Source organism: Mycolicibacterium septicum DSM 44393, assembly GCF_000455325.1.
Classification (GTDB): Bacteria; Actinomycetota; Actinomycetes; order Mycobacteriales; family Mycobacteriaceae; genus Mycobacterium; species Mycobacterium septicum.
In genome coordinates, this window is record NZ_HG322951.1 from 127,438 (window position 1) to 141,628 (window position 14,191).

General features: G+C 69.1%; 11 protein-coding genes and 1 pseudogene. 6 read left to right on the top strand and 6 right to left on the bottom strand.

The features are described from left to right. A pseudogene (locus TX88_RS34795) lies at positions 1-319 on the top strand (hypothetical protein); the annotation flags it as partial. A 128-nt stretch (positions 320-447) separates the two neighbouring features. Then, positions 448-2,064: an N-acetylmuramoyl-L-alanine amidase gene (locus tag TX88_RS00600; RefSeq protein ID WP_044513858.1), complete on the top strand. Its 1,617-nt coding sequence runs from the start codon at positions 448-450 to the stop codon at positions 2,062-2,064. Between the two features lie 12 nt (positions 2,065-2,076). On the opposite strand, the gene TX88_RS00605 is transcribed toward TX88_RS00600, so the two are convergent. Genes TX88_RS00605 through TX88_RS00615 form a run of 3 tightly spaced genes read right to left on the bottom strand, consistent with a single transcriptional unit; the run spans position 2,077 to position 4,419 of the window. Beyond that, entirely contained in the window at positions 2,077-2,901 is an 825-nt protein-coding gene (locus TX88_RS00605) for a Cof-type HAD-IIB family hydrolase (protein ID WP_044513860.1), read from the bottom strand. Further along, positions 2,901-3,659 carry a lysophospholipid acyltransferase family protein gene (locus tag TX88_RS00610; protein WP_044513862.1) on the bottom strand — a complete coding sequence of 253 codons (759 nt, stop codon included), beginning with the start codon at positions 3,657-3,659 and terminating at the stop codon, positions 2,901-2,903. The genes TX88_RS00605 and TX88_RS00610 overlap by 1 nt, the downstream gene beginning before the upstream one ends. A 7-nt stretch (positions 3,660-3,666) precedes the next feature. Beyond that, positions 3,667-4,419 carry a lysophospholipid acyltransferase family protein gene (locus tag TX88_RS00615; protein ID WP_044513864.1) on the bottom strand — a complete coding sequence of 251 codons (753 nt, stop codon included), beginning with the start codon at positions 4,417-4,419 and terminating at the stop codon, positions 3,667-3,669. Between the two features lie 90 nt (positions 4,420-4,509). On the opposite strand from TX88_RS00615, the gene TX88_RS00620 reads away from it, so the two are divergent. Further along, positions 4,510-6,093, top strand: a complete 1,584-nt coding sequence (locus TX88_RS00620) for an MBL fold metallo-hydrolase (protein ID WP_044513866.1) — start codon at positions 4,510-4,512, stop codon at positions 6,091-6,093. Continuing rightward, positions 6,090-6,425, top strand: a complete 336-nt coding sequence (locus TX88_RS00625) for a hypothetical protein (protein ID WP_044513868.1) — start codon at positions 6,090-6,092, stop codon at positions 6,423-6,425. Before TX88_RS00620 ends, TX88_RS00625 begins: the two co-directional genes overlap by 4 nt. Here the strand turns inward: TX88_RS00625 and TX88_RS00630 are convergent. Then, on the bottom strand, positions 6,422-7,237 hold the full coding sequence (locus TX88_RS00630; protein WP_044513870.1) for a DUF5718 family protein: 816 nt from the start codon (positions 7,235-7,237) through the stop codon (positions 6,422-6,424). The genes TX88_RS00625 and TX88_RS00630 overlap by 4 nt on opposite strands. A gap of 126 nt (positions 7,238-7,363) precedes the next feature. On the opposite strand from TX88_RS00630, the gene TX88_RS00635 reads away from it, so the two are divergent. After that, on the top strand, positions 7,364-8,122 hold the full coding sequence (locus TX88_RS00635; RefSeq protein ID WP_244438304.1) for a hemerythrin domain-containing protein: 759 nt from the start codon (positions 7,364-7,366) through the stop codon (positions 8,120-8,122). On the opposite strand, the gene TX88_RS00640 is transcribed toward TX88_RS00635, so the two are convergent. After that, the gene (locus TX88_RS00640) at positions 8,112-11,450 is read right to left on the bottom strand and encodes an ATP-binding protein (RefSeq protein WP_044513872.1); all 3,339 of its coding nucleotides are present in this window, start codon (positions 11,448-11,450) and stop codon (positions 8,112-8,114) included. The two genes, TX88_RS00635 and TX88_RS00640, sit on opposite strands and share 11 nt — an antisense overlap. A gap of 30 nt (positions 11,451-11,480) precedes the next feature. Then, complete coding sequence (gene serS / locus TX88_RS00645; protein WP_044513873.1) at positions 11,481-12,740, bottom strand: serine--tRNA ligase; 1,260 nt, start codon at positions 12,738-12,740, stop codon at positions 11,481-11,483. A 166-nt stretch (positions 12,741-12,906) separates the two neighbouring features. Between serS and TX88_RS00650 the strand changes: the two genes are divergently transcribed. Continuing rightward, a partial coding sequence (locus TX88_RS00650; RefSeq protein WP_084621746.1) for a septum formation family protein occupies positions 12,907-14,191 on the top strand: 1,285 nt, incomplete at its 3' end.

Consider the following 14,191-nt stretch of genomic DNA (forward strand, 5'->3'; position numbering starts at 1 on the left):
CCTCGACCCGGCGCTGTCCGGCGGCCTGGGCGGGCTGGGCGCACCGGGTGAGGTGCCGATCTCGTCTCCGATCGGGCTGGATCCCAGTGCGGGCACCTACCCGCTGCTGGGCGCCGACCCGTCGCTGGCCGCGATGCCCGCCACCGGCGGTGGCGGCGGCGGCGGACTGTTCGGCGATCTGTCGAGCGCCGCCAACCAGCTCGGTGCCGGCCAGGCCATCGACCTGCTCAAGGGCATGGTGATGCCGGCGATCACCTCGGCGATGAAGGCCCCGGCGGCCGCGGTGCCGCCGCCCCCGGCCCCCGCGCCGCTCCCGTAACACAAAGGCCCGGTTGAGAGAACGGCACCGCAGAAGCCATCCGGCTCTGCGGTGCCGTTGCCTGTGAAAGACACGCGCGGACCGTGTCGAATCATTCGTAACATCAGACTCATACGTAACATCAGTCCGTGCAGTCCCGTCGTCCCGCGCCGTCGATTCTCTTCACCGCACTTGCGGCGACGGTCGTGATCGTGCCGTGGGCGATCTCCGGATCAGAGTTCGGCAAAGACCCCGACCCGTCCGATGCTGCACCGCAACTCACACAGCAACCGCTGGACAACCTCGCGGTCGGCGAGAGCATCCGCGAGGTCCATCAGGACACCCCGTTCTCGATGGTCGCGCTCACCTCAGCCGACCTGCGCGGAACCTCCGCCCGGGTCCGGGCCCGTAAGGACGACGGCAGCTGGGGCCCCTGGTACCAGGCGGAGAACCTCGACGGCGTCGGCGCCGACACCCCCGGACCGCGCGGCACCGAACCGGTGTTCGTCGGCCGCACCACCACCGTGCAGATCGCCGTCACCCGCGCGCCGCAGGCACCCGTGCCGCCGCCCGGGAAGGCCTCGAAGCCCGGGCCGGCCAAGCCCGCACTCGGTTATGTGCCCGCCAACGTCGAAGCACCCATCGGCCAGAACGTCACCGCGGTGCTGATCAGCCCGCCCCAGGCCCCCGTCGACGTCGGGCCACTCCCGACCGCCGCCATCAACCCCGGCCAGCCGCCGACCATCATCAGCCGCGCCCAATGGGGCGCCAACGAAGCGATGCGATGCGGAAACACCGTGTACGACAAGGGCATCCGGGCCGGCATCGTGCACCACACGGCGGGCAGCAACGACTACACCCCCGAGGATTCGGCAGGCATCATCCGGTCGATCTACGAGTACCACACCCGTGAGCTGGGCTGGTGCGACATCGCCTACAACGCCATGGTCGACAAGTACGGCCAGGTCTTCGAGGGCCGCGCGGGCGGCATGGACAAACCCGTCGAGGGATCCCACACCGGCGGTTTCAACATCGACACCTGGGGTGTGGCGATGCTGGGCGATTTCGACGTCGTGCCGCCCACCGAGATCCAGGTGCGCAACACCGGCCGGCTCCTGGGCTGGCGACTCGGCCTCGATCACATCGACCCGCGCGGCACCGTCGTGCTGACCTCCGCCGGCGGATCGTTCACCCACTTCCCGCGCGGAGCCACCCCCACCCTGCCGACGATCTTCACCCACCGCGACGTCGGCATCACCGACTGCCCCGGCAACGCGGCGTACGCCCAGATGGACCGCATCCGCGACATCGCCGCCCGGTTCAACCAGCCACCCGGCCCCGCCGACCTGGCCGACCAGATGCGTGGCGGCGCGATCTACACCCGGTGGCAGGCCGAAGGCGGCGAGAACGGCCTGCTGGGCAATCCGACATCACCCGAGGCCGCCGGAGAAGGGGCCGCGCGCTACGCGACCTTCGAGCGCGGCGTCGTGTACTGGTCACCGGACAGCGGCGCCGAGCCGGTCACCGGCGCCATCTACGAGGCATGGGGAACGCTCGGCTTCGAGCGCGGAATCCTGGGCCTGCCGACCAGTTCCGAGATCCCTGAACCCCAGTGGATCGTCCAGAACTTCCAGCACGGCACGCTGAACTTCGACCGCGAGAAGGGCACGGTCACCCGCGTGGTCGACGGCGTGCCGGTGGAACTGCCGCCGCCGTCACCCGATCAGCAGCCGGTGCAACTGGAGCGCTTCACCCCGATCACCTGATCGCTCGGCGCGTCAGGACCACCAGCGTTCCAGCACGTGGGCCACACCATCCTCGGCATTGGTCACGGTGATCTCGTCGGCCGCGTCGACCGCCTCGGGGTGCGCATTGCCCATCGCCACACCGCGCCCCGCCCAGCGCAGCATCGGTATGTCATTGGGCATGTCACCGAAGGTCACGATGTCGCCGGCGGTCAGCCCAAGCGGGGCCGCCAACTCCTCGACACCGGTGGCCTTGCTGATGCCCAGCGGCACCACCTCGATCAGGCCGTTGTTGGTCGAGTAGGTGATATCGCCCTGCAGACCAATGTGTTTGAGCAGTTCGGCGGCCATGTCAGCGCTGCGTGCGCCGGCCTTGCGGATGAGCAGCTTGACCGCGGGAGCACTGAGCAGATCCTCGACCGAAACCTCGGTGTTGTCCGGGTTGAGCCAGGCGTGCTCGTATCCCGGCGAGCTGACGAACTGCGGGGTCGCCGCGTCGTGCGCGGAGGAGCCCACCCGTTCCACCGCCAGCCCCACGCCGGGGATCACCCGCGTCGCGATCTCGGCGAGCTCGCCGAGTACGTCGGCCGACAGCGTGTGGGCCGAGACGATCCGATCGGTGGCCGGGTCGTAGATCACCGCGCCGTTGGCGCACACCGCCATCGGCGCCAGGCCGAGACCGTCGACCACCGGTGCGATCCAGCGGGGCGGGCGCCCGGTGGCCAGCACGAACGTCGCCCCCGCCTCGACCGCGGCCTGTACCGCCGCCCGGGTGCGCGGCGTGACCTTCTCGTCCTCGTCGAGCAGCGTTCCGTCCACGTCGGTGGCGATCAGCCCCGGCGCCCGCTCGGCGTTCATCAACTTCTCCCCGTCGCTTCGCTCGCCCTCTTGCGGGCACGTTCGGCCAATTCCGCCTCGTCCAGCCGTTTGGCCTGCGCAAGCGTCGGTGCGCTGCCACCGAGCCGTTTCGGAACCCAGTATGCCCCGGCCGGGGTGGGGTAGTCCTGCTGAGCCCGGCTCAGCAGGGCCGACATCGCGGCCCGCAGGGTGTCATCGATCCGGGCCACCGAACCCGTCGCCCGGATCGGTTCACCGACCGCGACGGTCACCGGAATTTTCTTGCGCCCCAGCGCCTTCGGGTGATCCTTGGTCCAGATGCGCTGAGCACCCCAGACGATCAGCGGAATGATCGGCACGCCGGCCTCCACGGCCATCCGCGCCGCACCGGTCTTGAATTCCTTGAGCTCGAAGCTGCGACTGATCGTGGCCTCCGGATACACCCCGACCAACTCACCGCGGCGTAACGCGTCCACCGCCGCGGCGTAGGCACCCGCGCCTGCCCCGCGGTCCACCGGGATGGTCCCGGTGTGTTTGATCAGGTAGCCGACGGGCTGCACCCGTTCCATCTCCGCCTTGATCATGAACCGCATCCGGCGACCGCGTTCGGACGCCGCCAGGGCGGCGGGCAGGAAGTCCACGTAGCTGGTGTGGTTGATGGCGATGACAGCGCCGCCGGTGGCAGGCAGGTTGTCCACCCCGCGGAAAGTGATCCGGGTTCCGGTGGCCCGCACCGCGAGCCCGGCGGCGATCTCCAGACTTCGGAAAACCGGTTCCATAGGCGGCTTACCCGGAGGCTCTCTTTGCCGCCTTCGCGGCCGCCTCGCCGGCATCCATCCGGTTGGCCTCGGCCAGCGTCGGCGCCGAACCGCCCAGGCGGTGCGGCACCCAGAACTCACCGGGCGGATACGGCCCGTAGGCGTCCTGCACCTGGGCGAGCAGGTGTTGCATGCGCGAGTGCAGCAATGCGGTGAGTTCGGCTGCGGGCAGCGTCGGCTGGATGGGCTCACCCACCGCGATCGAGATCGGCACCTTGGGCCGGTACAGGTTCTTCGGGTGGCCCTTGGTCCAGATGCGCTGCGCACCCCACACGATGTGCGGCACGATCGGCACGCCGGCCTCGATCGCCATCCGTGCCGCGCCGGACTTGAAGTCCTTGATCTCGAAGCTGCGGCTGATGGTCGCTTCCGGGTACACCCCGACCAGCTCACCGGCCTTGAGGTAGTCGACAGCCGCCTCGAACGAGGCGGCCCCGCTGTCGCGATCCACCTCGATGTGGCGCAGGCTGCGCATGATCGGCCCGGTGATCTTGTTGTCGAAGACTTCCTTCTTTGCCATGAACCGCACCTTGCGACCCCGCTTCTGCAGGTAGGCGGGTAGGCCGGCAAAGGTGAAGTCGAAGTAGCTGGTGTGGTTTATGGCCACCACCGCACCACCGGTGACCGGGACGTTCTCCACCCCGGTCACGTTGAACTTCAGCCCCTGCAGCCGCCAGGCAGCCCGAGCGATTTGTATGACAGTCCCGTACACCGGTTCCACGTAGCCAGCCTAATCCCAGCCCGGATCGGCGCATCACCCAACTCGGGCTAGGCTGGGCGGGCATCGAAATACTCCATCGAAAGGCCGTTTGTGCAGGTCACCAGCGTCGGGCATGCCGGCTTCCTGATCGAGACCAAGGCTGGCAGCATTCTTTGCGACCCCTGGGTCAACCCCGCGTATTTCGCTTCTTGGGTCCCGTTCCCCGACAACAGCACGTTGGACTGGACGGCTCTCGGGGACGTCGACTACCTCTACGTGTCGCATCTGCACAAGGACCACTTCGACCCGGAGAACCTGCGCCGCCACGTCAACAAGGACGCGGTCGTGCTGCTGCCCGACTTCCCGGTGCCCGACCTGCAACGCGAACTGCAGAAGCTGGGCTTCCACCGGTTCTTCGAGACCACCGACTCGGTCAAGCACACCGTCAGCGGCCCCAAGGGCGACCTGGATGTGATGATCATCGCCCTGCGCGCGCCGGCCGACGGGCCGATCGGTGATTCAGGTCTGGTGGTCGACGACGGGGAGACCGTCGTCTTCAACATGAACGACGCTCGCCCCGTCGATCTGGATATGTTGCACACCGACTTCGGCCAGATCGACGTGCACATGCTGCAGTACTCGGGGGCCATCTGGTACCCGATGGTCTACGACATGCCCGCCCGCGCCAAAGAGGCCTTCGGCATCCAGAAGCGGCAGCGCCAGATGGACCGATGCCGCCAGTACATCGCGCAGGTCGGAGCGACCTGGGTGATCCCCTCGGCCGGGCCGCCCTGCTTCCTGGATCCCGAACTTCGCGATCTCAACGACGACCACGGCGATCCGGCCAACATCTTCCCCGACCAGGTCGTGTTCCTCGATCAGATGCAGCGCCACGGCCATGACGGCGGCCTGCTGATGATCCCCGGTAGCACAGCCGATTTCGCCGGCTCGCAACTCAATTCGCTGACCCACCCGGTCGAGGATCCGGAAACGATCTTCACCACCGGCAAGGCCGCCTACATCGAGGACTTCGCCCAGCGGATGGCCCCCGTACTGGCCGCGGAGAAGGCGTCATGGGCACCAGCGGCCGGGGAACCCCTGCTGCCCGGGCTGCGCGCGCTGTTCGAGCCGATCATGAGCCAGACCGACCAGATCTGCGACGGCATCGGCTATCCGGTGGAGCTGCGCCTGTCCGGACCCGACCACAGCGAGACCGTGGTACTGGACTTCCCGAAACGTCTTGTGCGCGAACCGATCGCGGATGAGAAGTTCCGTTACGGGTTCGCGATCCCGCCCGAGCTGGTGCGCACCGTGCTGCGCGACAACGAGCCGGACTGGGTCAACACCATCTTCCTGTCGACCCGGTTCAAGGCCTGGCGCGTTGGCGGCTACAACGAGTACCTGTACACGTTCTTCAAGTGCCTGACCGATGAGCGCATCGCCTACGCCGACGGCTGGTTCGCCGAAGCCCACGACGATTCCTCGTCGATCACCCTTGACGGCTGGGAGATCCAGCGCCGGTGCCCGCACCTGAAGGCCGACCTGTCGAAATTCGGTGTGGTCGAAGGGAAGACCCTCACCTGCAATCTGCACGGCTGGCAATGGAACCTCGAGACCGGTAAGTGCCTGACCACCAAGGGGCACGAGCTGCGGTGCGCACGCGAGGAGCAGAAAACGCCGGGCAGCAAGTCATGAACGCGCCGCGCCAGTACTACGACGACGGCCTGATCCAGTTGGATCGCGAGGCGATCACGTTGCGGCGCTACCACTTCCCGTCGGGAACGTCCAAGGTGATCCCGTTGCGCGACATCCGCTCGTACAAGGCCGAGTCACTCGGGCTGTGGATGCAGCGCTTCCGGCTGTGGGGCAGCACCGACCTGCGCCGCTGGCTGCCGTTGGACGTGCACCGGCCCCTGCGGTCGACGCTGATCACCCTGGACGTGCCGGGCACCTACCCCAAACCGGCGTTCACCCCGGCCCGCCCGGACGACTTCGTGGCCAGCCTGGACGAGCTGCTCGGCCGCTAACGGGCCGAGACCACCTGCCGCAGTTCCGAAGCCGCACTCGATGCGCTGTCGTAGACGCGGACGATGGCCTCGTCCCCCGGCTTGAGGTAGGTCGACTCGCCCAGCGGGGTGTACCGGGTGGCCCCGATACCGATCAGCACGTTCTCGGGATGGCCGCTGGCCACCATCAGCGCGCCGACGTCCTCCAACGGCGTATCGGCCGAACCCTTCTGGTTGGCCAGCCGTTCGACGATCCAGTCCAGCAACACCTCGCCGTAGTACGAGTAGCCCACCAGCGGTGAATCCACGCCGTACGCGTGCTGCTGACCGCCGTCCTGGCTCAGGTAGCAGACCAGCCGCATGGTGGCGGTCGGGCCGTCCGGCGTGAGGTCACTGATCTCGAAGAATTGCGGTGCAACACCTTTGGACGCCGCGCCCCAGTTCTTCTTGTAACTGATCTTCGGTGCGCCCGGCCTGCGGATCGAGCAGTCGTTGAAGGCGCCGAGAGCGAACGGCTCCAGCCGCGCCACGGTGTCACCGTTCCACACCACCCGGCAGGCCACACCGACCTCGGGCTCGATCTGCAGGTTCAGCGGGCCTTCGATCTCACCCGGTTCCGGCAGCAGGATGGCATCGCTGGACAGGGGGAACTCACCGAGAAAGTCGTCCCGGCCGGGCGCGTACCACGGAAAGATGCCTTTGGGCGCATACCCTTCGGTAACAACCTTGACGAAATCTCCGGCCTCCCCTGCCTGTTCGAGATGGCCCGCGAAGTTGCCGGCCACACCGAAGCCGAACCAGTTGCGCACTTCGCCCAGGTCGATGTCGATCATGGCTGCAACCCTACTGTGGCCATGACAAGCGGGATACAAGTCGCACTTAAGTCGCCGGCAGCAGGCTGTGCTCTTCAGACTTCCGATCCACCGACCGGGGATCGGCACAGACCGAGGAGATCTGCCGTGCCAACCACCGTCACCGTCGCACCCCGTAGCGCAGGCGATCCCGAACCGGACCTGCTGGGTATCACCGTGGCGCACCGCGCCATGCTGGCGGACCTGCGCCGCCTGACCGATCTGGCGATCGCGGTGCGCGACCGCGACGTGATCTGCACACCACACCGGGCCCGCGCCATCTCGCGGTACGTGGAGCTGCTGTGTGACTCCGTCCATCACCACCACACCACCGAGGACGACGTCCTGTGGCCCGTGATCCAGGCCAGCGGGGGCAGCCATCTCGACCTGAGCGAACTGACCGAGGACCACGCCGCCCTGGACCCACGGCTGGACCAGTTGCGGGCCCGGGCGGCGTCCCTGCGGCTGTCGATGGGCGACCGCCAGGTCGCGAGCCTGATGGTCATCGAGCTTGCCGAACTGTCGGCCCTGCTCACCGAGCACATCGAGGAAGAGGAACGTGACGTGTTCCCCCTCATCACCGAGCACGTGTCGGTGGCGGACTGGGCGTCCGTGGAGGCCGCCGCCCGGTCAGGCGGCCGGTTGTGGTTCGAGGGCCCACGCTCGCTGGCCGTGATGACCGAGGACGAACGTGCCCAACTGACCGCGCACGCAGGGCTCGGTCTACGGATCATCCTCGGCGTGGTCGGGCTGCGGTACCGGCGGCTGGAGCGGGCGGTCTTCGGGACGGCAATCCCCCGCGAGATCGAGATCGTGCAAGAGGTCCCGCAGGACGAGGGCGACGGAACGCTCGACGTCAGTCGATGAAGATCTGCGCTTCGGCGGCCAGCCGGTCCCGCAGCACCGAAGCCGCCTCACGGTAGCCACGGGCTTCGTCGGGTAGGCCCAGCGCGTCGGCAGCGGCAGCGAGCGCATCGTCGACCGGACCCACCATCAACCCGTCGACGCCGAGCCCGGCGATCCGGCCCGAGTACGAACCGAGGTCGGCCGCCCGGACCCGGGCCTCCTCCAGGTCGCCCAGCGCCACAGCCGCATTGACGCGCAGCACGGTGAACGGGAGCCAGAAGTAGGCCCGCTCGATCGGCCGGCGATCTCGCCACAGCTCACGCGCCTCGGCCTCGCGGCCCTGAGCGATCAACGCCAGCACCGCGGCGTCCAGTGCGGCCACCGACACCTCGCGGTAGAAGAACACCAGCTCGTCGGCCAGCAGACCCAGGTCTCCGAGGCAGAACTCACCCGTCACCCGGCCCACCATCGCCAGCTTGGCCCCGTTGGCGGCGCCGTTCTCCACCATCCGCGCCGCCAGGTCGGTGTAGGCGCTGACCGCCTCCTCCAGACGCCCCGCCAGCAGGTACATCCTGGCCCGGAACAGGCCCAGCACGCCGAGCAGGTGGACGAGCTGGCCGGTGCCCGCCCGGGCCACCGCGATGTCGACGTGCCGTTTGGCCGTCACCAGATCGGACCGGTGACCCGCGGCCAGCGAGAGCAGCCAGTGCGCCACCGCCTGATAGTCGGCCTGCTCGGTGGCCTCCGCGGTCCGCAGCAGTTCGGCGGCGGTCGAGTCACGTTCGGCATCGAGGTCGGGCCCCAGCGCGCAGTAGGCCCGGACGTTGAGCGCGGTGCACAGCAGCCGGCCCGACGATCCCGGGTCCTCGGCGTAGGCACGTCGCGCCAACTCGAGCAGTTCCGTGCTGGCGGCCAGCGCCCCGTCCGGGTCGGTGCCCTCCAGTTCCACGTACAGCGCCTTGAGCAGCCGGATCCGGTCGGCCACCGGCATTTCGGCCACCTGGCCGGTTTCGCCGCCGGCCAGCACCTGGCGCAGCAACCCGATCATCTGGCTGTCGGATTCGTCGTATTCACGGTCCCGCCACACCAACGGGGTATCCCACGCGGTGAGCACGCGCACCGTCAGGTCGTCTCGCGACTTTCCGGTCAGCAGTTGCAGCGCGGCCTTCATCTGGATGCGCGCAGCGACGGCGTCGCCGGACTGAGCCAGCGCGGAGATCAGCCCGCACCGGGCGTCGGTCTGGCCCTCCAGGCCGACGACGACGGGCAGCAGCCTGCGGCCGGCCGCCAGCTCCAGCATCTGCACGGCGGCACGCCACTGCCGCGCGGCTTCGGCGTGGGCACCGACCGAATCCGCCTCACGGGCCGCATCCGTCGCGAAAGCCGCGGCAGCCAAGGACGTCTCGGCTGTCGCCGCGGCGACGGCGTGATGTGCCAGGGCGGCGGGGTCGACCGATCGCCCCGGCGCGCGGAGCAGTTCCAGCGCAGCCGCATGCAACCGGGACCGGCGCAGTTTCGAGGTGTCCTCGTAGAGGGTGTCGCGCACCAGCGCGTGGGCGAACCGCAACCGGCCCGGCTCGGGCTCGTCCAACAGGCCGAGCAGGACGGCCGGCTCCAGCGCGTCGAGCAGGTCGTCGGGGTCGCTTCGGCCCAGTTCGGACAGCAGGTCGACATCGATGTCACGGCCCAGCACGGCGGCCTGGCGCAGCGCGGTGACGGTCTGGCCGGGCAGCCGGGCCAGCCGGCGCCGCAACACATCTCGGACCCCGACGGGCACCGACGCCCACACCGCGTCGGGTCCTTCGGCTGCCATCAGCCGGGCCAGCTCCCGGACGAACAGCGGATTGCCGCCGGTCCGCTCCCGCAACAACCGCAGGGCCTCGCCACTGGCGGCGGTCATCCCGCAGTCGGCGGCCAGTGCGGCGGTGGCGGCGGCGTCCAGCCCGCCGAGAATCAGATGTGCCGCGGTGTGCACCGTCAGCGCCGCCCGGGCGACCTCCAGCTCGCCCCGGTCCTCCGAGGGCCGGTAGGTACCGATCACGAGCACCGGAAGATCCTTGATCCGGTCGGCCACCAGGCGCAGCAGCTCCAACGTCAGGCCGTCGGTGCGGTGCAGGTCGTCGAGCACGACGGCCAGTGGCTGGTCCGCGGCGACCGCGCTCAAGACATCGGCCACCGCGTGCCCCAACCAGAACGTGCCCGGCTCGGCCGCGGCGACGTCGTGCAGCAACGGAGCCAGCGCCTGCCTGTCGTCGGCCGGGGCACCGGCTTTCAGAAGTTCCCGCAGCACCTCGGTCCACGCCCAGCCCGCCGGTGCGCCGTGCACCTCCGGGGAGCGGCCGTGCACAGTCCGCCAGCCCGCCGCGCGCAACCGGCTGGTCGCGGCGGCTGCCAGCGTGGTCTTGCCGGATCCCGCCTCTCCCGCGATCCACAGCACGGCGCTGCCGCCTGCGACGACCGCGCGCGCGGCATTGTCGATCTCCGCGAATTCCTCGGCGCGGCCGTAGGCGGCGGTCTCGACCCGATCGGGTGATGCGACCTCCGGTATCGCCGGCTGCAGGAGCGGCCGGGACGGCTCCAGATGGTCGGCCTGCCGCAAGATGTCGCGCTCGAGGTCCCGCAGCGCCCGGCCGGGTTCCAGACCGAGCTCGTCGACCAGGTGATCGCGGGTGCGCCGCAACACCTCCAGCGCGTCGGTCTGGCGTCCGGTCCGATACAGCGCCGTGGCCAGGACGGCGGCCGCCCCCTCCCGGCCCGGACGCTCGCGGACGTGCCGTTCCAGTGCGGCGACGGCGGTGCTGTACCGGCCGAGCTCGACCTGCGCGGCGGCCTGCGCCTCCACCGCACTCAGCCGCAGTTCGGTCAGCCGGGCCACCTCCGGCGCCGCCCACAACGCGTCACCGGCGCCTGCGAACGGATCCCCCGACCAACCGGACAGCGCTTCTTCGAGGAGACGCACCCGCTGCTGCGGATCCGATTCCTCATACGCCGCAGTGACTTTGGCTTCGAACTGCCACGAGTCGACGGCGTCCGCCGGCAGCCGGAGGCAGTATCCGGGCGCGGCACTGACCAGGATGCGGGCCTGCGCCCGGCGCTCGCGCCCCGGCTCGAGCGCACGCCGCAGATGCGAGACATAAACCTGGAGAGCCGACAACGCCTTGGGCGGCGGCTCGCCCTCCCACAGGTCGTCGATCAGCCGGTCGACGGACACGGTGTGCCCATGTGCGGCCACCAGCCGGGCCAGCAACGCCCGCTGCAGCCGGGCCCCGAGATCCACCGGATCGTCACCGACCCAAGCCTGTACCGGGCCCAGCACCCTCACCCGCACCAGCGGGTCATCCCCCGTCATCGTCCGCAGTCCTACTGGGCCACGGGGTGGTTACTTACCGGGCTCCAGCACCGCGGTGCCGACGAACGGCACCAGGGCGTCCGGGACCCGCACGCTGCCGTCGGGTTGCTGGTGGTTTTCCAGGATCGCCACCAGCCAGCGGGTGGTGCCGAGCGTGCCGTTGAGGGTCGCGGCGATCTGCGGCTTGCCGTTCTCGTCGCGGTAGCGCGTGGCCAGCCGCCGGGCCTGGAACGTCGTGCAGTTCGAGGTCGAGGTGAGCTCCCGGTAGGTCTGCTGGGTGGGCACCCACGCCTCGCAGTCGTACTTGCGCGCCGCCGACGAGCCCAGATCGCCTGCGGCGACGTCGATCACCCGGTAGGGCACCTCGATGGCCGCCAGCATCTCGCGCTGCCAGCCCAGCAGCTTCTGATGCTCGGCGACCGCATCTTCGGGCTTGCAGTAGATGAATCCCTCGACCTTGTCGAACTGGTGCACCCGGATGATGCCGCGGGTGTCCTTGCCGTAGCTGCCTGCCTCGCGCCGGAAGCACGACGACCAGCCCGCATACCGCTTCGGACCCGCAGAAAGGTCGAGGATCTCGTTCGAGTGGTAGCCAGCCAGCGGCACCTCCGAGGTACCGACCAGGTACAGGTCGTCGGCCTCCAACCGGTAGATCTCGTCGGCGTGCGCGCCGAGGAATCCGGTGCCCGCCATGACTTCCGGGCGCACCAGCACCGGCGGGATCATCAGCGTGAACCCGTTCCGCACGGCCACCTGGGTGGCCAGCTGCAGCAGGCCCAGCTGCAGCAGGGCGCCGGCACCGGTGAGGAAGTAGAAGCGCGAACCCGACACCTTGGCGCCGCGTTCCATGTCGATCAGCCCGAGCGTCTCACCCAATTCGAGGTGGTCCTTGGGGTTCTCGATCGCCCGCGGCTCGCCGACGGTGTCGAGCACCACGAAGTCGTCCTCGCCGCCGGCCGGCACGCCGTCGATGATCACGTTGCCGATCGCCATGTGGGCGGCGGTGAAGGCGCTCTCGGCCTCGGCCTGCGCGGACTCGGCGGCCTTGACCTGCTCGGCCAGATCCTTGGCCTGCTGCAGCAGGGCCGGACGCTCCTCGGGTGTCGCCTTGCCCACCAGCTTGCTGGCGGCCTTCTGTTCGGCGCGCAGGTTGTCGGCCGCCGAGATCGCGGCCCGCCGCGCCGTATCGGCCTGCAACAGCGCGTCGACGCGCGCCGGGTCCTCTCCGCGAGCCCGTTGCGACGCACGGACGGTGTCGGGATTGTCGCGCAGCAGCTTGAGGTCGATCACGGGCGCAACCCTACTTTTTGAAGTGCGGCGACGTACATCTGAGGTGGTCGATCGAAGCGCGGGAAGCGATGGCGACCTGGTTCCCGCCGCCGCCGGGCACAACCTCGCAACATTACAACCGCATCACTTGTCACAGAGGCTGACACGCCTGTCACAATGGATGGCAATGTTGGAAGCACCCGAGCACCCCGAGCACCCCGAGAGCGGGGGCCTGCTCGACGCACCTCTGCAGGACGAACAACCCGCCAAGGAACCGTGGTGGCAGAGTCTGGCGGCCGCGTCGACGCGACGTGCGTTGTTGTTGACCGCGCTCGGCGCACTGCTCATCGCCGGCCTGATCACCGCGCTGCCCCGGAGCGAGGGGGCCAACTCCGGACCGGGCGCCATCGCCCTGGGCCCCCGCGGTAACGACACGTTCAATCACGTCAAGCGTGGCGACTGCCTGAACTGGCCCGGCCGCAACCCCGACGCCGCGCACATCGTCGACTGCAAGGACAGCCACCGCTTCGAGGTCGCCCAGTCGGTCGACATGCGCACGTTCCCCGGCAGCGAGTACGGGCCGGGTGCGCCGCCACCGACGGTGGATCGGATCAAACAGATCAGCCAGGAGCAGTGCACCCCGTCGGTGCGCGGCTACCTCGGTCCGAAGTACGACCCGAACGGCAAATACACCATCGGCCTGCTCTGGTCCGGCGAGAAGGCCTGGAAGCAGTCCGGTGAGCGGCGCATGCTGTGCGGCCTGCAGTTGCTCGGCCCCGGCGACAGCCAGCTGGAGTCCGCGGGCAAGGTGTCCGACGTCGATCAGTCCAAGGTGTGGGCCGCGGGCACCTGCCTCGGTATCGACGCCGCCACCAACCAGCCCACCGACGTCCCGGTCGACTGCGCGGCGCCGCACGCGATGGAGGTCACCGGAGCGGTCAACCTCGCCGAGAAGTTCCCCGGCGGGCTGCCTGCCGAGGGCGACCAGGACAACTTCATCAAGGACGCGTGCACCGCCCAGACCGATTCGTACCTGGCCCCGGTCCAATTGCGCAGCACCACACTGGCACTGAGCTACAGCACGATCTCGCTGCCCAGCTGGTCGGCCGGCAGCCACCAGGTGTCGTGCAGCATAGGCGCCACGCTGGGCAACGGCGGCTGGTCCACGCTGGTCAACAGCGCCAAGGGACCGTTGATGATCAACGGCCAGCCCCCGGTCGCACCGCCCGACATCCCGGAGGAGCGGCTCAACATGGAGCCCATCCCGATGCCGGATGTAGACGAGCCGTCGTCGTCTTCTTCGAGTTCCTCCGGGTCCTCGTCCTCGTCGGGCTCCTCGGGATCCGGTTCGTCGGGCTCGGGTTCGTCGGGCTCCAGCTCGTCGTCGGGCTCGTCCGGATCCTCTGGGTCGTCGGGATCCTCTGGTTCGTCCAGTTCGTCGGGCGGCCAGCACCTGCCGCAGGCCGCGACCA

Excerpts from the sequence above, each read along its gene's own strand:
- TX88_RS00605 (WP_044513860.1), bottom strand. The coding sequence starts at position 2,901 with ATGAACGCCGAGCGGGCGCCGGGGCTGATCGCCACCGACGTGGACGGA.
- TX88_RS00610 (WP_044513862.1), bottom strand. The coding sequence starts at position 3,659 with ATGGAACCGGTTTTCCGAAGTCTGGAGATCGCCGCCGGGCTCGCGGTG.
- TX88_RS00625 (WP_044513868.1), top strand. The coding sequence starts at position 6,090 with ATGAACGCGCCGCGCCAGTACTACGACGACGGCCTGATCCAGTTGGAT.
- TX88_RS00630 (WP_044513870.1), bottom strand. The coding sequence starts at position 7,237 with ATGATCGACATCGACCTGGGCGAAGTGCGCAACTGGTTCGGCTTCGGT.
- TX88_RS00640 (WP_044513872.1), bottom strand. The coding sequence starts at position 11,450 with ATGACGGGGGATGACCCGCTGGTGCGGGTGAGGGTGCTGGGCCCGGTA.